The sequence below is a fragment of the Streptomyces sp. NPDC006872 genome, from assembly GCF_040635845.1.
In the GTDB taxonomy this organism is placed as follows: Bacteria; Actinomycetota; Actinomycetes; order Streptomycetales; family Streptomycetaceae; genus Streptomyces.
The window spans coordinates 563,199-587,546 of record NZ_JBEYIL010000001.1; the positions used below are offsets into that span (position 1 = coordinate 563,199).

General features: G+C 70.4%; 25 protein-coding genes. 13 read left to right on the top strand and 12 right to left on the bottom strand.

Going from position 1 to position 24,348, the window contains the following annotated elements; translation table 11 throughout:
* Positions 1-13 precede the first annotated feature (13 nt).
* Complete coding sequence (locus tag ABZ725_RS02645) at positions 14-1,054, top strand: NAD(P)-dependent alcohol dehydrogenase (protein WP_358800977.1); 1,041 nt, start codon at positions 14-16, stop codon at positions 1,052-1,054.
* 84 nt (positions 1,055-1,138) lie between these two features.
* On the opposite strand, the gene ABZ725_RS02650 is transcribed toward ABZ725_RS02645, so the two are convergent.
* The 5 genes from ABZ725_RS02650 to ABZ725_RS02670 all read right to left on the bottom strand — a co-directional run bounded on the left by ABZ725_RS02650 (position 1,139) and on the right by ABZ725_RS02670 (position 6,102).
* Positions 1,139-1,579, bottom strand: coding sequence for a hypothetical protein (locus ABZ725_RS02650; RefSeq protein ID WP_358800978.1), 441 nt, complete (start codon positions 1,577-1,579; stop codon positions 1,139-1,141).
* Between the two features lie 5 nt (positions 1,580-1,584).
* A complete protein-coding gene (locus ABZ725_RS02655; RefSeq protein ID WP_358801362.1) occupies positions 1,585-2,610 on the bottom strand; it encodes an iron ABC transporter permease in 1,026 nt (341 codons plus the stop codon).
* A gap of 119 nt (positions 2,611-2,729) precedes the next feature.
* Positions 2,730-3,716 carry an iron ABC transporter permease gene (locus ABZ725_RS02660; RefSeq protein ID WP_358800979.1) on the bottom strand — a complete coding sequence of 329 codons (987 nt, stop codon included), beginning with the start codon at positions 3,714-3,716 and terminating at the stop codon, positions 2,730-2,732.
* Between the two features lie 18 nt (positions 3,717-3,734).
* Positions 3,735-4,790 (bottom strand): iron-siderophore ABC transporter substrate-binding protein, encoded by a 1,056-nt coding sequence (locus ABZ725_RS02665; protein ID WP_358800980.1) that lies wholly within the window; start codon positions 4,788-4,790, stop codon positions 3,735-3,737.
* A 175-nt stretch (positions 4,791-4,965) separates the two neighbouring features.
* Positions 4,966-6,102 carry a serine hydrolase domain-containing protein gene (locus ABZ725_RS02670; protein WP_358800981.1) on the bottom strand — a complete coding sequence of 379 codons (1,137 nt, stop codon included), beginning with the start codon at positions 6,100-6,102 and terminating at the stop codon, positions 4,966-4,968.
* Between the two features lie 292 nt (positions 6,103-6,394).
* Here ABZ725_RS02670 and ABZ725_RS02675 point away from each other — a divergent pair, with 292 nt between their 5' ends.
* Both ABZ725_RS02675 and ABZ725_RS02680 read left to right on the top strand, forming a co-directional pair.
* The gene (locus ABZ725_RS02675; RefSeq protein WP_358800982.1) at positions 6,395-8,455 is read left to right on the top strand and encodes a restriction endonuclease; all 2,061 of its coding nucleotides are present in this window, start codon (positions 6,395-6,397) and stop codon (positions 8,453-8,455) included.
* A 150-nt stretch (positions 8,456-8,605) separates the two neighbouring features.
* On the top strand, positions 8,606-9,403 hold the full coding sequence (locus ABZ725_RS02680) for a carbon-nitrogen family hydrolase (RefSeq protein ID WP_358800983.1): 798 nt from the start codon (positions 8,606-8,608) through the stop codon (positions 9,401-9,403).
* Positions 9,404-9,555: 152 nt separating this feature from the next.
* Here ABZ725_RS02680 and ABZ725_RS02685 read toward each other — a convergent pair whose 3' ends face one another.
* Complete coding sequence (locus tag ABZ725_RS02685; protein ID WP_358800984.1) at positions 9,556-10,149, bottom strand: DUF4291 domain-containing protein; 594 nt, start codon at positions 10,147-10,149, stop codon at positions 9,556-9,558.
* 54 nt (positions 10,150-10,203) lie between these two features.
* Positions 10,204-10,407, bottom strand: coding sequence for a hypothetical protein (locus ABZ725_RS02690; protein WP_358800985.1), 204 nt, complete (start codon positions 10,405-10,407; stop codon positions 10,204-10,206).
* A 254-nt stretch (positions 10,408-10,661) separates the two neighbouring features.
* Between ABZ725_RS02690 and ABZ725_RS02695 the strand changes: the two genes are divergently transcribed.
* From ABZ725_RS02695 to msrA, 6 genes are all read left to right on the top strand, one after another.
* Positions 10,662-12,080 (top strand): gluconokinase, GntK/IdnK-type, encoded by a 1,419-nt coding sequence (locus tag ABZ725_RS02695; protein ID WP_358800986.1) that lies wholly within the window; start codon positions 10,662-10,664, stop codon positions 12,078-12,080.
* 239 nt (positions 12,081-12,319) lie between these two features.
* Positions 12,320-13,564: a D-mannonate dehydratase ManD gene (gene manD / locus ABZ725_RS02700; RefSeq protein ID WP_358800987.1), complete on the top strand. Its 1,245-nt coding sequence runs from the start codon at positions 12,320-12,322 to the stop codon at positions 13,562-13,564.
* A gap of 120 nt (positions 13,565-13,684) precedes the next feature.
* Positions 13,685-14,260 (top strand): sigma-70 family RNA polymerase sigma factor, encoded by a 576-nt coding sequence (locus ABZ725_RS02705; protein WP_358801363.1) that lies wholly within the window; start codon positions 13,685-13,687, stop codon positions 14,258-14,260.
* Entirely contained in the window at positions 14,257-14,862 is a 606-nt protein-coding gene (locus tag ABZ725_RS02710; RefSeq protein ID WP_358800988.1) for a hypothetical protein, read from the top strand. Before ABZ725_RS02705 ends, ABZ725_RS02710 begins: the two co-directional genes overlap by 4 nt.
* A gap of 141 nt (positions 14,863-15,003) precedes the next feature.
* Positions 15,004-15,447, top strand: coding sequence for an adenylyltransferase/cytidyltransferase family protein (locus ABZ725_RS02715; protein ID WP_358800989.1), 444 nt, complete (start codon positions 15,004-15,006; stop codon positions 15,445-15,447).
* A 160-nt stretch (positions 15,448-15,607) separates the two neighbouring features.
* The gene (gene msrA, locus ABZ725_RS02720) at positions 15,608-16,120 is read left to right on the top strand and encodes a peptide-methionine (S)-S-oxide reductase MsrA (protein ID WP_358800990.1); all 513 of its coding nucleotides are present in this window, start codon (positions 15,608-15,610) and stop codon (positions 16,118-16,120) included.
* 89 nt (positions 16,121-16,209) lie between these two features.
* On the opposite strand, the gene ABZ725_RS02725 is transcribed toward msrA, so the two are convergent.
* Positions 16,210-17,328, bottom strand: a complete 1,119-nt coding sequence (locus ABZ725_RS02725; RefSeq protein WP_358800991.1) for a hypothetical protein — start codon at positions 17,326-17,328, stop codon at positions 16,210-16,212.
* Positions 17,329-17,558: 230 nt separating this feature from the next.
* Between ABZ725_RS02725 and ABZ725_RS02730 the strand changes: the two genes are divergently transcribed.
* The gene (locus ABZ725_RS02730; RefSeq protein WP_358800992.1) at positions 17,559-18,713 is read left to right on the top strand and encodes a cystathionine gamma-synthase; all 1,155 of its coding nucleotides are present in this window, start codon (positions 17,559-17,561) and stop codon (positions 18,711-18,713) included.
* Positions 18,714-18,735: 22 nt separating this feature from the next.
* Here the strand turns inward: ABZ725_RS02730 and ABZ725_RS02735 are convergent, their stop codons facing one another.
* From ABZ725_RS02735 to ABZ725_RS02745, 3 genes are all read right to left on the bottom strand, one after another.
* Complete coding sequence (locus ABZ725_RS02735) at positions 18,736-18,984, bottom strand: hypothetical protein (protein WP_351910120.1); 249 nt, start codon at positions 18,982-18,984, stop codon at positions 18,736-18,738.
* A complete protein-coding gene (locus tag ABZ725_RS02740) occupies positions 18,981-19,496 on the bottom strand; it encodes a sigma factor-like helix-turn-helix DNA-binding protein (protein ID WP_351910118.1) in 516 nt (171 codons plus the stop codon). Before ABZ725_RS02740 ends, ABZ725_RS02735 begins: the two co-directional genes overlap by 4 nt.
* 209 nt (positions 19,497-19,705) lie before the next feature.
* Entirely contained in the window at positions 19,706-20,215 is a 510-nt protein-coding gene (locus tag ABZ725_RS02745) for a MarR family transcriptional regulator (protein ID WP_351910212.1), read from the bottom strand.
* 163 nt (positions 20,216-20,378) lie between these two features.
* On the opposite strand from ABZ725_RS02745, the gene ilvA reads away from it, so the two are divergent.
* From ilvA to ABZ725_RS02760, 3 genes are all read left to right on the top strand, one after another.
* Positions 20,379-21,608: a threonine ammonia-lyase gene (gene ilvA / locus ABZ725_RS02750; RefSeq protein ID WP_358800993.1), complete on the top strand. Its 1,230-nt coding sequence runs from the start codon at positions 20,379-20,381 to the stop codon at positions 21,606-21,608.
* 208 nt (positions 21,609-21,816) lie between these two features.
* A complete protein-coding gene (locus ABZ725_RS02755) occupies positions 21,817-22,821 on the top strand; it encodes an ATP-binding cassette domain-containing protein (protein WP_358800994.1) in 1,005 nt (334 codons plus the stop codon).
* The gene (locus tag ABZ725_RS02760) at positions 22,818-23,681 is read left to right on the top strand and encodes an ABC transporter permease (protein ID WP_358800995.1); all 864 of its coding nucleotides are present in this window, start codon (positions 22,818-22,820) and stop codon (positions 23,679-23,681) included. Before ABZ725_RS02755 ends, ABZ725_RS02760 begins: the two co-directional genes overlap by 4 nt.
* A gap of 91 nt (positions 23,682-23,772) precedes the next feature.
* Here ABZ725_RS02760 and greA read toward each other — a convergent pair whose 3' ends face one another.
* Positions 23,773-24,273: a transcription elongation factor GreA gene (gene greA, locus ABZ725_RS02765; RefSeq protein ID WP_358800996.1), complete on the bottom strand. Its 501-nt coding sequence runs from the start codon at positions 24,271-24,273 to the stop codon at positions 23,773-23,775.
* Positions 24,274-24,348 lie beyond the last annotated feature (75 nt).

Consider the following 24,348-nt stretch of genomic DNA (forward strand, 5'->3'; position numbering starts at 1 on the left):
GGAGAACCCCGGCATGACCACCGTTGCCGCGTACGCCGTACCCGCCGCCAAGGCTCCGCTGGAGCGCACGACGATCGAGCGCCGCGCGGTGCGCGAGTTCGACGTCCTGATCGACATCGAGTTCGCCGGCATCTGCCACTCCGACATCCACCAGGCCCGCGAGGGCTGGGGCGAGGCCATCTTCCCGATGGTCCCCGGCCACGAGATCGCCGGCATCGTCTCCGAGGTGGGACCCGGCGTCACCAGGTTCCGGGTCGGCGACCGGGTGGGCGTCGGCTGTCTCGTCGACTCCTGCCGGGAGTGCGAGAGCTGCAAGGCCGGTGAGGAGCAGTACTGCACCGGCGGCAACGTGGGCACCTACAACGCGGTCGGCAAGGACGGCGAGCCCACCTACGGCGGCTACTCCGAGAAGGTCGTCGTCGACGAGAACTTCGTCGTCCGCATCCCCGAGGGCATCGCCCTCGACGAGGCCGCGCCGCTGCTCTGCGCCGGCATCACCCTGTACTCCCCGCTCAAGCACTGGAACGCCGGCCCCGGCAAGAAGGTCGCGATCGTCGGTCTGGGCGGCCTCGGCCACATGGGCGTCAAGCTCGCCCACGCGCTCGGCGCCGAGGTCACCGTCCTCTCCCAGTCGCTGCGCAAGCAGGAGGACGGCCTCAAGCTGGGCGCCGCCCACTACTACGCCACCAGCGACCCGAAGACCTTCAAGGAGCTGGCCGGCACCTTCGACCTGATCGTCTCCACGGTCTCGGCCCCGCTCGACTTCAGCGCGTACCTCTCCCTGCTCAAGCGGGACGGCGCCCTGGTGAACGTCGGCGCCCCCGAGGAGCCGATCTCCCTCAACCTCTTCTCCGTGATCGGCGGCCGCAAGACCCTCGCCGGCTCCATGATCGGCGGTATCGCCGAGACCCAGGAGATGCTGGACTTCTGCGCGGAGCACAGCCTCGGCGCCGAGATCGAGCTGATCGGCGCCGACGAGATCAACGAGGCGTACGAGCGGGTGCTCGCCAGCGACGTCCGCTACCGGTTCGTGATCGACACGTCGACGATCTGACCGCCGTCTGGATTCCCGGGCCCTCGGCGCGCGCGCCGGGGGCCCTGCCTCGTCGCGAGGCGGCACACGGGCTCAGCCCAGGTGTCAGCCCAGGCAGTCGACCGGCCCGCCCGTCGGCTGGTGCAGCGTCCAGATGATCACGACCTGGAGGACGAGGAGCAGCAGCGCCGCCGGCAGCGCCATCCCCGCCATCTGCACCGGCCCGCGCGGGCGCAGCGGCTGCAGCAGCCGCCGTCCGGCCAGCGCCGCGGCGGCGAGGGTGGCGAGGAGTCCGGCGTAGGCGGTCGCGTACATCGGCCAGGTGCTCGCCAGGACGTGGCAGGCGGCCGACTCGGCTTCGGCGCGCGCGTTCTCGGCCGCGCTGAACCCGTACGCCGCGAACACCCCGAGGACGAGCAGGGCGACGGACGCGTACGCGATCCCCCACCCCTCGCTCCTCGTGCCGTCGGCGGCGGTGGCGGTGGCGGCAGCGGTCTCGCCGGTGGTCGTGCCGGCGGTGACGTCCGTGAGCGTGTCGGTACTCATGCCCCTCAAGAGGGCCGTCGGGCACCCCTGGGTTCCCGTCCCAGCAGCCACAGCAGATACGGCCCGCCGACCAGCGCGGTCAGCGCGCCGACCGGGATCTCCAGCGGCGGCAGCAGCATACGGGCGGCCAGATCCGCGCCGACCAGGACGACCGAACCCGTCAACGCACTTGTCACCAACGGGAGTTGGGGAGTACGGGTGAGGCGGCGGGCCAGTTGGGGCGCGGTGAGCGCGACGAAGCCGATCGGACCCGCCGCACCCGTGGCGGTCGCCGCGAGGACGACGCCGAGGACCGTCAGACCGAGCCGCGCCCGGTCCACCCGAACGCCGAGCGCGGCCGCGGTGTCCGTGTCGAGGCCGAGCGGACGGACGGCCCGGCTCGCCCATACCAGGGCGGGCAGCGAGAGCAGCAGGACGGCGGCGAGCGGCCCCGCCTGCTCCCAGCCGCGGCCGTTGAGGCTGCCGGTGAGCCAGAGCTTGACCTGCTCGGCCGCCTCCAGCTCGCTGTCGGCGAGGTAGAGCTGGACGATCGCGGAGAGGGCGACGCCGATGCCGACACCGGTGAGCACGAAGCGGCTCGGCTGCATCCCACGGCGCCAGGCGAGGGCGTAGACGAGGGCCGCGGCCGCGAGACCGCCCACGACGGACACGGCCGGCATCGCACCGGGCGAGGAGACGGCGCCGGTGGCGAGGGCGAGGACGGTCGCGGCGGCGGCGCCATGGCCCACGCCGATCACGTCCGGACTGGCCAGCGGATTGCGGGTGACCGTCTGCACGAGCGCCCCGGACACCCCGAGGGCGGCGCCGACGAGGGCGCCGAGGGCGATACGGGGGACCCGCAGCTCGCCCACGATCAGGTCGTAGGGGCCGGCCTCGCCGCGCAGGGTGCGGTAGACCTCGTCCGGCGGGACATAGGTCTGCCCGAAACAGGCGGAGGCGAGCATGACGCAGGCGAGGAGCAGCAGAAGTGCGGTGGCGGCGTAGGCGGCACGGCGATGGAGGAGGACCGAGATCCGGGGGTGGGGGCGCAGGACCGTGAGGTCCTTGGGGCGTGCGACCGTGACGTCCTGGGGGCGTGCGGCCGTGACGTCGTTGGGCCGTGCGACCGTGACGTCGTTGGGGCGTGCGGCCGTGACGTCCTTCTGAGGGTTCACGTCGCCGTCCCCTTCCGCCGCACCAGCACCACCAGCACCGGCACGCCCACCAGCGCCGTCATCACCCCGGCCGGTACCTCCGCGGGAGCCCGTACCACCCGCCCCGCCACATCCGCGAGCAGCAGCAACGCGGCGCCCAGCAGCGCCGACAGCGGCAGCACCAGCCGATGCGCGGCACCCCGTGTGACCCGGCGGGCGAGGTGGGGAACGGCCAGGCCCACGAAGGCGATCGGCCCCGCGGCGGCCACCGCGGACGCGGTCAGCAGGGTCGCCCCGAGCGCCGCGCACACCCGTACCGTGTGCACCCGGTGCCCCAGCGCCCGGGCCGTCTCGTCACCGAGGGCCAGCGCGTCCAGCCCCCGCGCGCACGCCAGCACCAGCAGCGCGCCCGCCCCGAGGAACGGCAGCATCCGTACGACGGTGTCGGCGTCGCGTCCGCTCAGCGCGCCCACCTGCCAGAACCGGAACTGGTCGAGGGTCGCCGAACTCGACGTCAGGACGACGGTCGTGCCGCCCGCGGTCATCGCGGACAGGGCGGTACCGGCCAGCGCCAGCTTGACCGGCGAGGCCCCGCCCCGGCCCCGGACCGCGATCGCGTACACCAGACACGCGGCGACGACGGCGCCGACGAAGGCGTACCAGACATACCCCGAGAAGCCGTTCGCGAGGCCGAGGGAGATGGCGAGGACCACCCCGGCCGCGGCGCCCTGGCTGAGGCCGAGGATGCCGGGATCGGCCAGCGGATTGCGGGTGACCGCCTGCAGGGCCGCCCCGGCGAGACCGAGCGCGGCCCCCGCCGTCAGCCCGATCTCGGTCCGCGGCAGCCGCAGCGACCGGACGACGAGGGCGTCCGGTGAGCTCCCGCCGTCCAGCAGGGCGTCGAGCACGGCGGACGGCGGCACGGCCCGGGCGCCGACGGCGAGGCTGAGCACGGCCGCGACGGCCACCAGCAGGGCGGCCGCCGGCCAGGCGAGGTGTTTCACTCGGGTCTCACTGGGCTTTCACTTGGTCAGGCGGTCGGCAAGCTCGGTGACGACCAGACGCGCGGCCGTCGGACCCGCGTTCAGGTACCAGGGGTCGTCGTCGACCTTGACGGCCTGCCCGGACTTCACCGCGCCCATCCCCTTCCACAGCGGCCCGGCCACGACGCTCGCGGCGTCCGTCTTGCTCGCGTTGCCCTGGACCGAGTAGAAGATCCAGTCACCGTCCGCGGTGTCGATCTTCTCGGCGCTGATGTCCTGCGAAATGGCGGTGAACTGCTGCGACTTGGGGCGGGAGAGTCCCATGTCCACGGCGATCGACCCGGTGAAGGACGACACGCCGAACATGCGCGTGCGGTCCGGCGTGAACCGCACCATGGACACGGTCGGGTCGCCCTCGACCGCGTCGCCCTTCGTCCGTGCGTCGCCGACGATGCCGTCGAGCAGCTTCTGCGCGGCCTGCCCCTTGCCGATCGCCTCGCCGACGAGCAGCAGGTCCCGCTTCCAGTTGATGCCCTGCCCGGCCGTGACGACGGTCGGCGCGATCTTCGACAGCTTGGGGTAGAGGTCGCCGAGGGAGTCGTTGACCAGGATCAGGTCCGGCTTCGCGGTCGCCAGGGACTCCAGGTTGGGCGCCTGACGGGTGCCCGCGTCGGTCATCGCGGCGAGCTTCGCCTTGTACTGCGGGAAGGCGTCCGTCAGATAGTCCGGGACGAGACCGGCGTTGTCGGCGCGCGTCGAGGCGGTCGGGACGACGCCGAGGCTGAGCAGGTCGTCGAGCTGTCCCGTGCTGAGCACGGCGATCTTCTTCGGCTCCGTCTTGACGGTCGTGCTGCCCTGGAAGTGCTTGACCGTGCGCGGGAACGTTCCGTCCGCGTCGGTGTCCGCGCCCATGCCGTCGGCGAGGGCGCTCGGCGCGGCGGAGGGTCCTTCGGAGGCCCCGGCGACGAGGTTCTTCTCGCCGTCGGCCTTCGCGCCAGAGGATTTGGCATCGTTGTCAGATGCGGACGAACAGCCGACCAGCAGCCCTCCGACCACGACGGAGACCACGGAGACCTTCCACTTCAACGTACGCACAACCACTGCTTCCGGTCATCTACTAAGGCGAGCCTTACCTTAACCGGTGTCGGAGTGCGGTGATGACGGGGGTCGGGGTCGCGGTCGGGTCGGGGTCGGGTCGGGGTCGGGTCGGGGTCGGGTCGGGCGACTGGGGCGGGCCCGACCCCTGGAAAGCACCCTCAGCCGCCCGCCCTCAGCCGCCCGCCTGAAGGCCCTTGAGCCCGTCGTACGCGGCCATCACGATCTCCATTCCCCGCTGGTCGTCGGCGGGTTCGCGCATCTGGTTCGTCACATACGCGACCGTCATCCGCGTCTCGGGTTCGATCACGACCAGCGAGCCGCCCCAGCCGCCCCACCCGTAGGTGCTGCCGAACCGCCCATAGCCCAGGCCCCAGCTGACCGGCATGCCCAGGACACGGTCCTCGCCGCTGAACTGCTCCTCCCACGCGCGCTCACAACCCGCCCGCGACAGCAGCCGCACTCCGCGCACGGAACCCCCGCAGGCCATCACCGACTGCACGAGGGCCACCGAGCGGGCGTTGCCGAATCCGCTCGCCGCGGGGATCTGCGCCCGACGCCAGGCCACGCTGTTGCCGTCGCGGACCCGCAGCACGGTTCCGGCGGTCGGGGCGGCGGCGCCGGGCGCGCTCGCGGCGTAGTCCTCGTCGTGGGACGGCGGCGGGATCGTCGCCGCCACCCGGTGGTCGTGCTCGGCCGGCAACCCCATCCGGAAGTCCGCGCCCAGCGGTCCGGCGATCTCGCCGGCGAAGAACTCCCCGGGGCTCCGGCCGGTGATCCGGCGTACCACCTCGCCCACGAGGAACCCCTGGGTGAGCGAGTGGTACCCGACCGCGGTGCCCGGCTCCCACTGCGGCGCCGTCGCGGCCAGTCGTGCCGTCGCGGCGGACCAGTCGTAGACCTCCGCCAGCGACCCCTCCCAGTGGGGCAGGCCCGCGGTGTGCGAGAGCAGATGCCGTACCAGCACCCCCTCCTTGCCCGCCGCTGCGAACTCCGGCCAGTACCGGGCGACCGGCGCGTCCGGATCGAGCTCCCCACGGTCGGCCAGCACCAGCGCGCACAGGGCCGTCATCGTCTTGGTGACGGAGAAGACGTTGACGATCGTGTCCCGCTGCCACGGGACCGTGCGCTCCGCGTCGGCGAATCCGCCCCAGACGTCCACCACCGGCTCGCCGTCCACGAAGACGGCCGCCGAGCCACCGGCGTCCCCGCCGTCCAGCAGCGCGGCGAGCGCGGTGGGCACCGCGGTGAAGAGATCGTCGTACGAGCCCTGGATGTCAGCCGGGTGAGCCATGTCAGCCATGTCAGCCATCTAGCCTCCGCCGGGCGGCCGGGGGCAACCGAATTTGGGCGGCGGCACGGCGTGTGCCGTGGCTCCAGGAATCGATTCGGGGCGCGCGCACGGCTCGGACGGGTACCGCGGCGGGGCGCGGTCCTGGTTACCCTCCAGTCACTTGACCTGCGGGGATATCCCGAACGGGCTACTTCTGACGAGTGGATATGCGAGACGGTGATTGCTGGATAGAGTCGTCTCGTTACAGCTGGTTGCGGGGACAACCAAAGCGTCTTTCGGCTGCCCCCGTCCGGGGGAGGGCCTGCAGCACATGAGTCGTCGCTCTACTGGTTCTGTCGGCGTCTGGGCCGAGATGCAGCGGCAGCAGCAGCGCCAGCTGGAAACCGAAGCCAGACGGCGGAGACAGCACGAACAGGAAGCGCGGGCCTACCAGCGGCGAGCCGCCCAGAGCCACCGCGAGTACCGGCAGGCGGAGGCGCTACGGCGCACGGAGGAACTGGACGCGCAGGTGGCGTCGTTGCAAGGTCTGCTCGCCTCGGGTTGCCGGGCTCCGGCCTTCAGGGCTGCCTCGCTCATGCGACCTGAGGAGGTTCAGCCCTTCGCTCCAGGACCGTTGGCGCAGCCGGTGCCCATGCCGGATCTCCAGCACTACCAGGCGCAGAGCGGCTGGACTGCCGGTCGCAGGGCCCAGGCGCAGGCCGAAGCACGAGCGCGCTTCGAGCACGACTGGCAGGCCGCCCAGGCCGCGGAGGCTCAGCGACAGCGACAACTGGCGTCGTACCAGCGGGAGTACCAGCAGTGGGTCGATGCTCAGCTGGCTGATGTACGACGCCACAACGCCGGCGTCGTGGCGATAACGGAAGGCGTAAGGCGCCAGGATCCCGATTCCGTGATCGAGTACTTCTCCGCCGCCCTCTACGCCTCGACGGCATGGCCGGAGGGTTTCCCACGTCAGGTGGCGGCGGCCTACGACCCGGCGGCACGGCAACTGGTGCTGGACTGGGAGTTGCCCGCCTACGGCATCGTGCCGGAGGCCAAGGCCGTTCGGTACATGTACGGGGTCGACCAGGACAAGGAGACTCCCCGCCCCGTAGGCCAGCGCCGCGCGCTCTACAGGGAGGTTCTGGCTCAGTGCATGCTGCTTGTCCTGCACGAGCTGTTCGGCGCAGACGAGCTGGGTGCGCTTGAGTCAGTGGCATTGAACGGCTTCGTCGATGGCCATGACCCGACGACGGGCCGACCGGGCCAGATGTTCCTCGCCACGGTCATGGCCCCGCGCTCTTCGTTCCGTGACTTGCACCTGGCACAGGTCGACGCAGGGAGTTGCCTGGCCGACGCACTGCGCGGGCAGCTCTCGGCCCGACCGGACCAACTCACACCCGTGCGGCCGAGCAGACGGCCGCAGGATGTCGGGAACCGCGTTGTCGCCCACGGCAGCGACGAGGAACCGGACCTGTTCGCCATGGACCCGATCGCCTTCGAGAATCTCGTCGCCGATCTCTTCCGCGCCATGGGGATGCAGGCGGTGACCACCCAGCGCTCCAACGACGGCGGTGTGGACGTCGACGCGCTGGATCCGACGCCGATCCGAGGCGGCAAGATCGTCGTGCAGGTGAAGCGCTACCGCAACACGGTGCCGCCCACCGCCGTGCGTGACTTGTACGGAACCGTTCAGGACGCCGGCGCCAACAAGGGCGTCCTCGTGACGACGTCGGGCTTCGGCCCCGGCTCGCACACCTTCGCCAACGGCAAGCCACTGGAACTCATCTCGGGCCCCGAACTCGTCGACCTGTTGCATCGCCATGGACTGCGTGGGCGGTTGGGCGACGGAGGCCGTCAAGTCCCGGCCCAGCGGACGCCCTCCGTGCCGGACACTCGCCTGCCCGACGACTACAACGTCTTGGGCATGTCGTGGACCGGAAGCGTCGCCTTGGACGTGTGCGCTCTCGTCTGCCGTGGCAACCGCGTCCTCAGTGACGATCACTTCGTCTTCTTCAACAACCCGCAGACGCCGGACGGCTCAGTGCGTGCCCTTCCCGCCACTGCACCTGACAAGGCCGCGATCTGCGTCTCCTTCGACGGCCTGCCCGAAGAGGCTGACCGGTTCGTCCTCGTGGCGGCCATCGACCCGGAGGTCAACCCGGACGCCGACCTCTCCGGTTTCACGGACGCCTGCATCCGCCTGCTCGATCCGGTCCTCTCTGAGCTGGGACAACTCGAAGTCTCCGACGGCCGGTCACGCGAAACCGCCTTGGTGCTCGGCTCCTTCCGCCGAAGGCCGAACGGGGACTGGGACTTCGTCCTGGGCGGCAAGGGTTACACGGGCGGCCTGGAGGAACTCGTTCAGGATTTCGGCATCGAGGTGGAGTAGCGCCCACCTGGGGCCGTCGGCCGCAGCTGTGTCCGCAAGGCCGTCGAGACGGCTGTCGTGCCACGGGACGCGAGATGCGCATGTTGTCGCCTACGCTCGAAGGGAACAGGTTCCCCTGGACCGTGCGGAACGGTCACGGAGGTGACAGCCATGCGTGCCTCGCTGTTACAGCTGTCCGTGGACTCGTCGGACTCCGCCGACGAGCGCCGTCACAGGGCAGCTTCGCTGGTCCGCAGCCGGGCGGGCGACGACCTCGTGGTCCTGCCGGAGCTGTGGACGGCCGGCGCCTGGGCGTACGACCGCTGGGGGCGCGATGCCGAAGGGGTCGACGGCCCGACTGCCGAGGTCATGTCCGCCGCTGCCCGTCAGGCCGGGGCGTGGCTCCATGCCGGATCGATCGTCGAGCGGGACGGGGACGGGACCCTGTACAACACCGCTCTCCTCTTCGACCGGGAGGGCGAGCTGCGTGGTAGCTATCGCAAGATCCATCGATACGGCTTCGACACCGGTGAGGCGACCATGATGGGCGGCGGCGACGACATCGTCACCGTGCCCACCGACTTCGGTGTGATCGGCCTCGCCATCTGCTACGACCTCCGCTTCCCGGAACTCTTCCGGGGCCTGCTCGACGCGGGCGCGGAGCTGATCGTGGTGCCTGCCGCTTGGCCCGCGGCCCGCCTCGGCCATTGGCAGCTCCTCACGCGCACGAGGGCCCTGGAGGAGCAGGTCTTCCTCCTGGCCTGTTGCGCGGTAGGCACCCACGGCGGCATGCAGCAGGCCGGCCACAGCATGATCATCGACCCCTGGGGAACCGTCCAGGGCGCGGCCGGCACCGCAGCGGAGACGGTGACGGCGGATCTCGACATGGCCGAAGTCGCCCGAATCCGCACCGAGCTTCCGGTGCTGCGCGATCGGGTCCTCGCCATCGGGGCCCCCGAACAGCGATGAATCCTGCGGCAGGCAAGCAAGCAGTGGGCGGCGGCGCCATGGGCTCAGCCATGCGCCTCGCCTCGCCGATCAGGCGCGCACACCGGTCCCGGCGAGCCTGTTGTGCCGGGTGACCCGGCGGTTGCGGTTTGGCTGTTGGGTGAGCCGGTTCGTCATCCCAGGAGGTGGGCAAGAAGTTCGTCTCCAGCGGGATAGGGGCGTTCCTGGGGCAGCAGTCGGGCGGCGGAGTCCAGGTCACCGCCGCTGACGAGGGCGTGGATCTCGTGGGCGAGTGGGGTCACGTCGCGGATGGCGACCGTCCACTCGTCCGCGTAGCGTCGTACGGCCTCGCCGGAGAGGCCGAGTTGCAGGGACCGGTACGGCAGGGGCTGGAGGCGCGGGTCCCGCTCGGGGTCCCACTGCACGCGGGCGGGCGCACGCTTCAACTGACGCTGCCAGGTGGCTCGGTCGGGGTGCACCCCTCGGACGTAGCTCGACAGACACGCGTGGCGCAGTGCCCACTCGAAACCGTCGCGGGTGACCTCGACGGCGAGGACGGTCTCCTGCCCTGTCTTGGAGCCCCAGCCGCAGCGGTACATCATCCACAGGAACGACGGCTTGATCCACGTCATTCTGTCCCGCTTCCACGCGGCGGGGAAACGGCCGTCGCGGACGGCGGGCAGGCCGATTTCCGGGGAGTATGCCTGGTAGACGGTGATCGTGGATTCCGAGTGGGCCGCACGGATCCTGTGTTGCGGTTCTTCCATGGCGTACAGCGTGAAGTCGGCCGGTTCAGGCGGCCACTGATTTTTTGCCGGGTCTCAGAGCAGCAGCGGTAGGCCCACGAGTGCCGCGCCGCTTGCGCCGAGTGCGGCCATGAGTGATCCGGGCCAGTTGCCCGACTGGGCGTAGGTCAGCAGCCCTGCCAGCAGTCCTGCCACCACCGCGGCCAAGAGAATGAGGGCCCAGCGTAAGGACAGCCGCTCCGGCGGTGGCGGTGGCGTGGGCGAGGTCGGTTCGGACATATGGCACTCCTGCAGCTGCGTCAGGAACCTCTCGAATGAGTGACTACCGTAGCCAGATGAGCGGTATCAGAGAAGGCTTCTGATATTTCATCACTGCGCGAAGGGGCAGAAGAGGGGCGGTCGCGGGCAGAAGCGCGCTCCGTTGTGCGCCCGTAGGGCTCTCCGTGCTACTTCACGCGTTGCCCGGACAGCTGACCAGAGCAGCGCTGTGACCTAGCATTCCCGCCATGACTGGTCCTGAATTAGACCCTCGCGTGGATTCCGAGGACGCCCTACGGGGTTCCACCGCCAAGGTGGTGGAACTACTGGGCTGCCAGATCGTGGAAGGGGGAAAGCCGCGCGACCAGCACCTGACAGTGGACGCCGTCGTGCACGAGTTCGGGATCACCCGGCCCATGGCGCGCGAGGCACTGCAGACGCTGCATCAGAAGGGCCTGATCAATCTGCAGCCGCGGATCGGAGCCACCGTTCAGGCGCTGGAACGGTGGGACCTGCTGGACCCCGACGTGATCGCGTGGCGTCTGGAGGTGGCCCCCGACAGCCAGATGCGGTCACTCACCGAGCTGCGGGAGGTGATCGAGCCCCGGGCGGCCAGGCTTGCGGCGCTGAGCAGGTCCGCGGAAGTCTGCCACGACCTGACCAGCCAAGCCCGCACCCTGCTCGCCCTCAGCGAGGAACCGGACTTTGCGCAGCCGCGGGAAGGAGCCGCGATCCGGCAGCGCTTCCGGGACATCGACGCCGCCTTCCACCGCACCCTGCTGGCCGGCTCGCGCAACGAGCTGTTCCTGCGTCTTTCCCACCCGGTCGTCATGGCCTTGAACCACCGGATCGACCGGGACTGGGCGGGCGGTCACCAGGACGCGACGGTCACGTCGGCGCGCGCCGCCGTCGGCACCGACACCGTGCAGAGCTATCCCGCCCGGCCGGAGCCGATCGCCATGTGGCTGCACATGGGGCTGGCCTACGCCGTCGACCAGGGACTGGCGACGGCCTCGGAGGCCTTCGCGGAGGCCATCCTCGCCGAGATCCGGGGCGGACGACTGCAGGATCCCGCGGTGCTCGACCGTCTTCGGGCCGGGCTGGACGAGTTCAACGCGAACGGCCTGCCGACCGCCCATCGAGACGGTTTCCGGGACGCCATGGCCGGGTTGGTCCGTGCTCGGCGCGCTCCCGTCGTCGTCATGGGGGTGACCGGGTGCGGCAAGACCACCGTGGGCCAGTACCTGGCGGAGTCGCTCAGGGTGCCCTTCGAGGAGGGGGACCGCTTCCACAGCAGGCGCAACCGGGAGTCGATGGAGCGCGGCGACCCTCTCGACGACCGGAGCCGCAGCCCGTGGCTGGCCGCCATCGCGGGCCGCATGCGGGCGGCGGGCTCGGAGGAGGGGCTGGTGATCACGTGCTCGGCCCTCAGACGCATCTACCGCGAGATGCTGCGCGTGGCCCGCCCCGACGCGTTCTTCGTGCACCTGGAACTCGGCCAGGACGAGGCCGCCGCCCGGGTGGCCGGCAGACAGTCGCACTACATGCCCACCTCCCTGGTGCCCTCACAGTTCGAGGACCTCGAACCATTGCAGGACGACGAGGTCGGCATGACGGTCGACGCGACCCTGCTCGTCGAACGCATCGTCGCCGAGGTCCAGACCGAGCTGGCCCGGCTCGCGCGGGGGCGTTGAGCCGGTCCGCCCGAACATGGACCGCGTACGGGAGTCGCCCGGCCCGCGTTCCGCCGACGACCCGACCGATTGACCCGACCGATTGACCCGACCGATTGACTCGACGGATCGACCCGACGGATCGACCCGACGGATCGACCCGACCGATCGACCCGACCGATCGACTCGACGGATTGGCGCGCCCGATCGACCCGCCCGATCGACCCGATCGACCCGACCGAAGAGAAGGGGATCTCGTCATGCGGATTGAGTCTGCCGAGGTGATCGTGACCAGCCCGGGACGGAACTTCGTCACCCTGCGCCTCACCACCGAGGACGGCGTCACCGGCCTCGGCGACGCCACGCTGAACGGCCGGGAACTGGCCGTGCAGTCATATCTGGACGACCATGTCGTCCCCCTGATCCTCGGCGGCGACGCCTCGCGCATCGAGGACACCTGGCAGTACCTCTACCGGGGCGCCTACTGGCGGCGCGGCCCCGTGACCATGGCGGCCATCGCGGCGGTCGACACAGCGCTGTGGGACATCAAGGCCAAGAGCGCCGGGATGCCCCTCTACCAGCTCCTCGGCGGTGCGTCCCGCAGCGGAGCCATGGCCTACGGGCACGCCTCGGGCCGCGATGTGCCCGAACTGCTCGACTCCGTCCGCAAGCACCTGGAGCTGGGCTACCGCGCCATCCGCGTGCAGAGCGGCATCCCCGGCCTGGACTCGGTGTACGGGGTGGCCGCCTCCGGCGCGGAGGGCGGAGAGCGCTACGACTACGAGCCCGCGCGCCGCGCCACCGTCGGCGGGCGGCTCCGCCCGACGGTGGAGACCTGGGACACCCGCGCGTATCTGCGGCACATGCCGTCCGTCTTCGAGGCCGTCCGGGCGGAGTTCGGTCCCGAACTGCCGTTGCTGCACGACGGGCACCACCGGATGACGCCGATCCAGGCCGCCAAACTCGGCAAGGCACTGGAACCGTACGACCTGTTCTGGCTGGAGGACGCCACGCCTGCGGAGGATCAGGCGGCCCTGCGCCTGATCCGGCAGCACACGACGACACCGTTGGCGATCGGTGAGGTCTTCAACTCGGTGTACGACTACACCACGTTGCTGAGCGAGCGGCTGATCGACTACGTGCGATCCGCCGTCACCCACACCGGTGGTGTCACCGCCATGAAGAAGCTGCTCGATCTCGCAGATGTCTACGGCATCAAGTCCGGGATGCACGGCCCGACCGACATCTCCCCGGTGGGCATGGCCGCGGCGCTCCACCTGGACCTGGCCATCCACAACTTCGGCATCCAGGAGTACATGCAGCACTCCGAGCGGACGCTGGAGGTCTTCCGCACCTCGTTCCGGTTCGAGGACGGGCTGCTGCACCCGTCCGACACCCCGGGACTGGGAGTCGAACTCGACACCGAGGTGGCACGCCACTTCCCGTACGAGCCGGCGTACTTGCCGGTCAACAGGCTGAGCGACGGGACCATGCACGACTGGTGAGCCGACGCCCGTCCCGACCTGGCGCGGCGACGGGAGGGGGGGGAAGCCATCTGCCGGACTCCACCGGGTCCTCGCCTGAAAGGATCCGGCCGGTGCCGGACAGGACGGGTTGTGGAATCCATGACGGAAGAGGAGTCGCGCCAGAGGCAGCGGGCGCGCTTCGAAAGACTGGCGCACGTGGTGGTGGAACCGTTGCACCGGTATCTGCTGCGACGGACGAGCGCCGACATGGTCGACGACATCCTGGCGGAGGCGATGCTGGTGCTGTGGCGCCGTATTGACGACGTCCCCGGCCTGGGCTCGGCGCCAGGTTCCCTGCCCGAGCCCGATGACGTGCTGCCGTGGTGCTACGGGGTGGCACGGGGCTGCCTGGCGAATGCCCGCCGTGCCGACGGGCGTCGGCTCCGACTGATGGAGCGGTTGATCCGGACGCAGGAGCAGCAGCCGGCCGGGGTCGCCGACCACAGCGATCTGCACGCCGCGCTCGCCGCCCTCGGGGCGCTGGACCGTGAGGTGGTGCGGCTGTGGGCGTGGGAGGGGCTGGCACCCCGGCAGATCGCGGAGGCGACCGGGCTGACGTCCAACGCCGTGAGCATCCGGCTGCACCGGGCGAAAACGAAACTCGCCGAACAGTTGAGGCGAAAGCATGACGAACCGTCCGGACACAAGAGAGATGAAGGAAGGAGCGGTCAGTGAATGACGACGAGTTGCTGGCCCGGCTGAAGTCCGCGGACCCGGCGCTGACCCCACATGCTCCGCTGCCTGACATCGACCGACTTGTGGAGGACATCTTGACCACCGACACCGCGCTCCAGACCGGCAGTACGGTCCCCGCGAAGACCGTGGCGCGGCGGAGCCGCCGTCAGCTCCTCGGACTCGCGGCGGCTGCCGGTCTGCTGCTGCTCGGCGGCGGCATCGCCGGAGGAGTCATGGCGAACGACGACAACGGGCACTCGGCCTCGACCGGCCCGCTGACACTCACCACCCACAGCGGCTTCGGCAGCCAGAAGTGTGTGGCACCCAGTCCCGACACCCTGCGCGGGTACCCGACCCTCTTCGTGGGAACGGTCACCTCCATCAAGGGTTCCACGGTCACCTTCCGCGTCGATCACTGGTTGAAGGGCGGCGACTCGGAGACGGTCGTGCTCGGCAGCGACGCGAGCCGGCCGGAGGCGCTGACGTTCTCGGAGGGTGAGCGCTACATCCTGGCCGCCGAGAACGGCGTCGTCCCGGTGTGCGGTGCGAACGGGGCCTCGGACGAGACCGTCGACGAGTTCCGCCAGGCATTCGGGAAGTAACGGAAACCGGCTGCACGGACGATCCGAGCCCACCGACGGCCGCGGTGGGCTCGGGCCGGTTCGGGAAGTCGGCGCTTCTGTCGTGATGACCGTGTGCGCGCAGGGTTGGTCAGCCGGACGATGCAGAGGGGGACAGCGGCCGTGACCGAACATGCTGGGACGAGCAAGCGGCGGAACGTCTACGTCGACATGGTGGGAGATCTCTTCCACCCGGGTCACGTGGCGCTTCTCAAGGCCGCGCGAACCTTCGGGGACCGGCTGATCGTCGGCGTCCTCTCGGACGAGGTCGTGACCGAGTACAAGCGAAGGCCCATCATGACCCTGGCCGAGCGGGTCACGGTGATCGAGTCGTGCCGCTACGTCGACGCGGTGATACCGAACGCTCCGGAACGCGTGACGACCGAGTTCCTGGACGATCACGACATCGCGGTGGTCGTGCACGGGGACGACATCTCGCCGGATGCCATCGAAGAGGTCTTCGGCCCGGTGGCCGCTGCGGGGAAGTTGCAGCTCGTCGAGTACACGGCGGGTGTCTCCACCACCGACCTCATCCGAAGGTGCCTGGCGCGAGGCGTCTCCTCATGATCTCTCGGCTGTCGGCTGTCGGACAGGGCGGGTTGGGCGGGTTGGACCGGCCTGGAATCGGTTGGGACCCTCGTGTGTTGAGGTCAGTGGGCTGGGATGCCGGTGGTGTGCGAGCCGAGCAGCCCGAGTGACCGAGCCGACAGATATTGGAGGGGCCGTAATGGCGTCGCAGACGCAGAGGGCCGTGCTGGCTGGTGGATGCTTCTGGGGGATGGAGGAGCTGATACGCCGACTCCCGGGCGTGACGGCGACCCGGGTCGGATACACGGGGGGTGACGTGGCGAACGCGACGTACCGTAACCACGGCACGCACGCGGAGGCCATCGAGATCGCCTTCGATCCCGAGAAGACCGACTTCCGCGCGATCCTGGAGTTCTTCTTCCAGATCCACGACCCGAGCACCAAGAACCGCCAGGGCAACGACATCGGCCTCAGCTACCGCTCGGCGATCTACTACGTGGACGACGAGCAGAAGCGGATCGCCGAGGACACGATCGCCGATGTGGACGCCTCCGGACTGTGGCCCGGCAAGGTCGTCACCGAGGTGGAGCCGGTCGGCCCCTTCTGGGAGGCCGAGCCCGAGCACCAGGACTACCTGCAGCGTTACCCGAACGGCTACACCTGCCACTTCCCGCGCCCGGGATGGCGGCTGCCCGCCCGCGCGGAGGGCTGACAGCGCGGCGGTCCGGTGAAGGGCGGAAGGCGGAGGCCGGCTGGCCGACTGGCCGGGCCGGCCGAGGTTCCGCCCGACGGTCCCCGACCTCAGTGCGGCAGCGTTGCCGGGCTGCCGCCGTTCGCCTCGTAGCCCGCTACCGCCAGCGCTCGGTAGATCGCGAACTCGCCCGCCGGGTCGGGGGAGAGCGTCCAGGGGAGGGCGCCGACATGGCCGTCCACGTGTATGAGCTGGCTCATCGCCTCGGACCAGCGCTCGGCCCGTACCAGGAAGAAGATCAGCAGGTGGCGGACGTGCGCCAGCATCGGGTCGTCGGGCCGGGCCGCGTGCACCGCGAACAGCGCGCCGTGCATCGCCTTCGTCACGACCTCGCTCTGGTAGAAGCCGCTGACCAGGTTCACCTCGGGCAGGTGCTCGAAGACCGCGAACAGGGGCATGGCCGCGAGGAGCGAGCCCTGGGGGGCTCTGGCCGCCGCCGCCTCCGCGAACGCGTTCGCCAGCTCGCGCGAACCGTGCCACTTCTCGCACCAGTAGTGCAGGGCCGCCAGATGCGCCCCCATGTGCGCCGGAGCGCGGTCCAGGATCTTCAGCCAGAGCTGCTCGAACTCCGCCTGCGGGTAGTTCAGGCCACGGGCCACGGACAGCTCGACGATGTACGGGATCGGGTCGCCGGGGGCGAGCAGCGCCGCCTGACCGCAGGCGTCCTTCGCCTCCTCCATGATGATCCGGAAGTCGTCCGTGCCCCGCGTCGACGTCCGCCACGCCTGCTGGACCAGGAACTCGGCGTGCACCGCCGCACCGCCCGCGTCCTTCGGCGCCTCGGTCCGCCACACCCGCAGCCACTGCCCGCCCGGCGTCTCGCTGACACCGCCAGGCCGCTGCTGCAGCTCCAGCGCCGCCGCGCCGGCGAAGGCCTGCACGCGCTGCCAGCGCAGCTCACCCTCCGTCTCGGTGCCGGCGAGCAGCTGCTGCGCGGCCCGGTAGTCCTGCGTGTGCTGCACCACGTCCAGCACGTCCAGCAGGTCGTGGTCGGGGCCGGGCATGCGGATGTCCAGCTCCTCCGTGCGCACGAAGCCGTAGGTCGCCGGGTCCGCGGCGTCCGGGTGATCCGCCGGGACCAGCTCGATCTGGCCGCGCCTGCGCCGCAGGAACGGCAGCAGCACGAAGCCGATCAGGACCAGCGCCATCAGGACCCAGAGAATCTCCATGCCACAAGCGAACCAGACCGCGCCGACAATTGGCCAACCCGCCCCCGCACCTGTGGATAACTGTCCGCTCACGGCCGAGGAAACCGCCCGTCCCGCGCCCCTCCCGCGCCCGTCCCGCGCCCTGCCCGTGCCCCCTCCCGCGCCCTGCCCGTGCTCGGGCACGGGCCCGTACCGCTCCCGTACCGCTCCCGTCCCGCGTCCGGCGCGTGAGCGGACTACGCTCGTTGTCCATGAGCGACAGGCACATCAGTCAGCATTTCGAGACCCTCGCGATCCACGCGGGCAACACCGCCGATCCCCTCACCGGCGCGGTCGTCCCGCCGATCTACCAGGTCTCGACCTACAAGCAGGACGGCGTCGGCGGCCTGCGCGGCGGCTACGAGTACAGCCGCAGCGCCAACCCGACCAGGACCGCCCTGGAGGAGAACCTCGCCGCCCTCGAAGGCGGCAGCCGAGGCCTTGCGTTCGCTTCCGGACTGGCGGCCGAGGACTGCCTGTTGCGTACGCTGCTCAGCCCCGGCGACCACGTGGTCATCCCCAACGACGCGTACGGCGGAACGTTCCGGCTCTTCGCCAAGGTCGTCGCCCGGTGGGGGGTCGAGTGGTCGGTCGCCGACACCAGCGATCCGTCCGCCGTACGGGCCGCCCTCACCCCGAAGACCAAGGCGGTGTGGGTGGAGACCCCCTCCAACCCGCTGCTCGGCATCACCGACATCGCCGCCGTCGCCCAGGTCGCCCATGACGCGGGCGCCCGGCTCGTCGTCGACAACACCTTCGCCACGCCGTATCTGCAGCAGCCGCTGGCGCTCGGCGCCGACGTCGTCGTGCACTCCCTGACCAAGTACATGGGCGGCCACTCGGACGTCGTCGGCGGCGCGCTGATCACCGGCGACGCGGAGCTGGGCGAGGAGCTGGCGTTCCACCAGAACGCGATGGGCGCGGTCGCCGGGCCCTTCGACTCCTGGCTGGTGCTGCGCGGCACGAAGACGCTGTCGGTGCGCATGGACCGGCACAGCGAGAACGCCACCAAGGTCGCCGACATGCTGACGCGGCACGCGCGCGTGACGAGCGTGCTGTACCCGGGCCTGCCGGAGCACCCCGGTCACGAGGTCGCCGCCAAGCAGATGCGGGCCTTCGGCGGCATGATCTCCTTCCGGGTGACCGGCGGCGAGGAGGCGGCCGTCGAGGTCTGCAACCGCGCCAAGGTGTTCACCCTGGGCGAGTCCCTGGGCGGCGTCGAGTCCCTCATCGAGCACCCGGGGCGCATGACGCACGCGTCCGTGGTCGGTTCCGCCCTCGAGGTGCCCGCCGATCTCGTCCGTCTCTCCGTGGGCATCGAGAACGTCGACGATCTCCTCGAAGACCTGCAGCAGGCCCTCGGCTAGACCCCCTGCCGAGGCTTGTTCGTCACCAGTCGGTGAGCGGTGGAGTCGTCTCCGACGGCGGCTCCACCCAGGGCTGGGCGATCACCGCCCAGACGACGAACGCCACGGTCGCCGCGAGCAGCAGCAGCCACAGCAGCCGCCGGGCGATCGTCCGGCGGCGCAGCATGCGGCTGCCCCGGCGTACGACGTCGGCGTGCAGCTCCGCGGGTACGTGCGGCGCCGTCCGCTCCATGATCTGGCGTACGGCGGCGTCCCGCTCGGCGCGGTTCACGACGCGGCCGCCTTCGCCCGCCGTACCGCGGGCGCCGGTCCGCGCGGGGGGTGCAGAAGCGTCGCCGTCGCGCGGTCGCAGACCGTGCGGACCCGGTCCGTGGGGAGGCCGAGCAGGGCCGCCACCTGTTCCTCGGCGACGCCCTCGTACAGCCTCAGGACCAGGACGAGGCGTTCCTGGGGAGTGAGCCGGGCCAGTGTGCCGACGGCGGCGGGCCGCTGCAGTATGCGGCCCAGGGGCAGCGCGCCGTACTGGTGCCAGGCGCCGTGCAGGAAACGGGTGGCGAGGTGCTCGCGGGCACGGTTGTACGGATCCTCGCCGTGCAGCCGGTCCCAGCACGCGTACGTGTGCGCGAGCGCGAGTGTCAGCAGGCGACGCGCGCGCGGGTTGGCGTCCGGAGCCTCGGCCGTGAGCAGTGTCGCGGCGTGCAGCAGCCGTCCGCCCGCTCCGGCGACGAACGCCTCGAACTCCCGGGCCCGGCGGGCTTCCTGGGCCGCACGCGTCTCTCGCACACCGAGCCTCCCGCCCGACGGCATCCCCCTGAACCCCCGGATCCCGGAGCTTCCGGGGCTTCCGGAGCTTTCGGATCCCTGGCCCCTGGACGGCCATGTCCTCCGGTCTCATATGAGGCCAGGGGCAGGCTTTCGGTCAAGAGCCGCGCACTCCTCGTTCGAGGGCCGCGCACTCCTCGGCGAAGAGCCGCGCGCTTCTCGCTTCTCGCTCAGGACGCGGTCTGCGACGGCTCCGCGCCCGGCAGGCCCTGGGCGGCCATCCGGGAGGACAGCGCGGTGTTGAAGCGCGTGAGGAGCGTGCAGAACGCCTCGCGCTCCTCCGGTGCCCACTCTTCCGTGAGCTCGGCCATCAACTGCCGCCGGGAGGACCGTACTTCCTCCAGACGGGACTGCCCGCGCGGGGACAGCTGGAGCACCACGGCCCGTCCGTCCTCGGGGTGCGAGGTCCGCTTGACCAGGCCGGTGTCGACGAGCGGGGCCACCTGCCGGGTGACCGTGGACGAGTCGATGCCCATGCTCGCGGCGAGCGCCTTGACGCCCATCGGGCCTTCCTTGTCGAGGCGGTTGAGCAGCAGGTACGCGGCGCGGTCCATGGAGTTGCGCACCTGCCCGACACCGCCGAGCCGGGTCTGTTCGGCACGGCGGGCGAACACCGCGACCTCGTGCTGCAGCGTGTCGAGAAGACCGGTGTCACCGACGGTCGTCATGTCCATCGACATTTCAGGTGTTGTGGGCATGGCCGGGGGCTCACTTCATGAAGGGGCTGCTGGAATGGGGGACAGAGTACGCGGCTGGAAGGCGGGTCGTACGGGCGCTGCGGAAACCGGTCTCGGAGGTTGGTCACAGCGGCCGTTCCCGCCTGTGAACTGCGATGCTGGTGTCATGAGCTACCGCCCGGCTGACTCCTTGCGTGCCGTCACCCTCGACGATGTGCGTGGCGCCCAGAAGATGTTGTCGGGCGTCGCGCGGATGACCGCGATGGAGGGCAGCAGGCACCTTTCCCAGTTGGTGGGGGCTCCGGTGCACTTCAAGTGCGAGAACCTCCAGCGGACGGGATCGTTCAAGCTGCGCGGCGCGTACGTCCGGATCTCCGGGCTGCTGCCGGAGGAACGGGCCGCCGGGGTCGTCGCGGCGAGCGCGGGCAACCACGCGCAGGGCGTCGCGCTGGCGTCGTCGCTGCTGGGCGTGCGTTCCACGGTGTTCATGCCGCAGGGCGCGCCGCTTCCCAAGATCAGCGCCACCCGCGAGTACGGCGCCGAGGTGCGCCTGCACGGTCAGGTGGTCGACGAGACGCTGGCCGCCGCGCAGGAGTACGCGCTCGAGACGGGGGCGGTGTTCATCCACCCCTTCGACCACCCCGACGTCATCGCGGGGCAGGGCACGGTCGGCCTGGAGATCCTGGAGCAGTGCCCGGAGGTGCGCACGATCGTCGTCGGGGTCGGCGGCGGCGGTCTGGCGGCGGGCATCGCCGTCGCGGTGAAGGCGCTGCGGCCGGACGTGCGGATCGTCGGCGTGCAGGCGGTGGGGGCCGCGGCGTATCCGCCCTCGCTGGCGGCCGGGCGGCCGGTGTCGATCCGCAACCCGGCGACGATGGCCGACGGCATCAAGGTCGGCCGGCCCGGCGACGTGCCGTTCGCCCTCGTCGGCGATCTGGTGGACGAGGTGCGCACGGTGACGGAGGACGAGTTGTCCACCGCGCTGCTGTTGTGCCTGGAGCGGGCCAAGCTGGTCGTCGAGCCGGCCGGCGCCAGCCCGGTGGCCGCGCTGCTGAGCAGGCCCGAATCCTTCGACGGGCCGGTCGTCGCGGTGCTGTCCGGCGGCAACGTCGATCCGGTGCTGATGGAGCGTGTGCTGCGGCACGGCATGGCGGCGCAGGGCCGCTACCTGGCCGTACGGCTGCGGCTGACGGACCGGCCGGGCGCCCTCGCCACGCTGCTCGGTGTGTTGACACTGGTCGACGCCAACGTTCTGGACGTGGGCCATGTGCGGACCGATCCCCGGCTCGGGCTGACCGAGGCGGAGGTCGAGCTGCACCTGGAGACGAAGGGGCCGATGCACTGTGCCGAGGTCGGCCGGGCCCTGCGCGAGTCCGGCTACACCGTCATCGACTGATCGGCTGATCGGCTGATCGGCTGACGGGCTGATCCAGGTCAGAGCCCTCTCTGTCACTCATTCGAGTAAGTCCGTTGTGAGACGCGATACATCGCGTTATGGTGTGTCGCATGCCGCTCATTCCATGCCCGGTCGTGCGGAGAGACGGGCGGAACGAAAAGTGCAAACCTAGGCTTTCCGAAGAATCCCCAACGACGTGGAGACTCATATGCCAGGCGCCATCTACGCCGAGGGTCTGGTCAAGACCTTCGGCGACGTAAAGGCTCTGGACGGCGTCGACCTCGACGTCCCGGAGGGCACCGTCCTCGGCCTGCTCGGGCCGAACGGGGCGGGCAAGACCACCGCGGTCCGCTGTCTGACCACCCTCCTGCGCCCCGATCGAGGCCGGGCCGTCGTCGCCGGCTTCGACGTGCTCAAGCACCCCAACGAGGTGCGCCGCTCGATCGGCCTGTCCGGCCAGTTCGCCGCGGTCGACGAATACCTCACCGGCCGCGAGAACCTCCAGATGGTCGGCCAGCTCTACCAGATGAAATCCGGTGCGGCCAAGATCCGGGCCGCCGAGCTGCTCGACCAGTTCGACCTCGCGGACGCCGCCGACCGCACCGCCAAGACCTACTCCGGAGGCATGCGCCGCCGCCTCGACCTGGCCGCGGCGCTGGTGGTCTCGCCGCCCGTGATGTTCATGGACGAGCCGACGACCGGCCTCGACCCACGTAACCGCCAGCTCCTGTGGGAGGTGATCAAGCGTCTGGTCTCCGGCGGCACGACGCTGTTGCTGACCACTCAGTACCTCGAAGAGGCCGACCACCTCGCGCATGACATCGCGGTCGTCGACCACGGCCGCGTCATCGCCCGCGGCACCTCCGACCAGCTCAAGGCCCGCACCGGCGGCGAGCGCGTGGAGGTTGTCGTGCACGATCGCGAACACATCACCACGGCCGCGGAGGTACTGGCCGGCTTCGGCAAGGGCGAGACAACCGTCGAGCAGCACATGCGCAAGCTCACCGTGCCCGTCGCGGGCGGCGCCAAGCTCCTCGCCGAGGTCATCCGCGAGCTCGACACCCGCGGCATAGAGATAGACGACATAGGCCTGCGCCGCCCCACCCTCGACGACGTCTTCCTGTCCCTGACGGGACACGTGGCCGAAGCGAAGGCCGAGGGCGACGAGCACAGCGAACGCAACGGACAGAGCGAGAGGGAGACCGTCAGATGAGTGCCGTCACCGACGCCGTGCGCGGCGCGGCGCCCGCGCCCGCCCATCCGCTCGGACAGTCCGTCCGCGACTCGCTGGTCGTTGCAAAGCGCAACTTGATTCGGATGTCCCGGATTCCGGAAATGGTTATTTTCGGGCTCATCCAGCCAATTATGTTCGTGGTGCTCTTCACCTACGTGTTCGGCGGCTCCATGCAGATCGGCGGCAGCACGAGCGCCACCGACTACAAGAACTTCCTCATGGCGGGCATCTTCGCGCAGACCGTCACCTTCGCCACCGCAGGTGCCGGCGCGGGCATCGCCGACGACATGCACAAGGGCCTCATAGACCGCTTCCGCTCCCTGCCCATGGCGCGCGGCGCGGTACTCACCGGGCGCACCCTCGCCGACCTCGTGCAGACGGCGCTCACGCTGCTGGTCCTGGCGGTCGTCGCGCTCCTGGTCGGCTGGCGGGTCGGGTCCAACGGCGACACCGACATCGGCCGGGTGCTGGCCGCCTTCGGCCTGCTGCTCCTGCTCGGGTACGCGTTCACCTGGATCGGCGCCCTGATCGGTCTGACCGTCCGCACACCCGAGGCGGCCACCTCCGGCGGGCTGATCTGGCTCTTCCCGGTGACCTTCATATCCAACGCCTTCGTCGACACCAGCAATATGACGCCCTGGCTGCGTCACGTGGCCGAGTGGAACCCCTTCAGCGCCACCGTCCAGGCCTGCCGGGTGCTGTTCGCCAACCCCGGCCAGTCGGCGTCGGACGCCTGGCCCATGCAGCACCCCGTCTGGGCCTCGCTGATCTACTCGGTGCTGATCGTCCTGATCTTCCGGACGCTGGCGGTCCGCAAGTACCGCTCGGCCACCGCATGACGAAGCCCCCGGCGGCACGGGGCGCCGGGGGCTCGTCCGGAAGGTCCGGGAACGGGAACGTCCGGGAAAGGGGGCTCAGCCGCTGTGAGGGTCAGCCGCTGTAGGGCTCGGCCTTGAGGATGCGCACGGACGCCTTCTTGCCGTTCGGCAGCTCGTACTGCGCGTCCTCGCCGACCTTGTGACCGATCACGCCGGTGCCCAGGGGCGACTGCGGCGAGTAGGTCTCGATGTCGGAGCTCGCGTACTCGCGAGAGGCGAGCAGGAACGTCGTCGTGTCGTCCTCGTCACCGTCGAACGCGATCGTCACGACCATGCCGGGCGCCACCGCGCCGTCCGTGGAAGCCGGGGCCTCGCCGACCTTGGCGTTGTCGAGAAGCTGGGTCAGCTGGCGCACACGAAGCTCCTGCTTGCCCTGCTCCTCCTTGGCCGCGTGGTACCCACCGTTCTCACGCAGGTCCCCCTCCTCGCGCGCGGCCGCGATCTTGGCGGCGATCTCCGTGCGCGCAGGACCAGTAAGGTACTCAAGCTCGACCTTGAGCTTGTTGTACGCCTCCTGGGTCAGCCAGGTGACGGACTCGCTGGTCTGGGTCACAGGTGCTCCTCGTCGGTACTGGGAATACAAAGCATCGCCCTACCCAGAAGCATGTTCCTCAGGGGATGGGCGAAA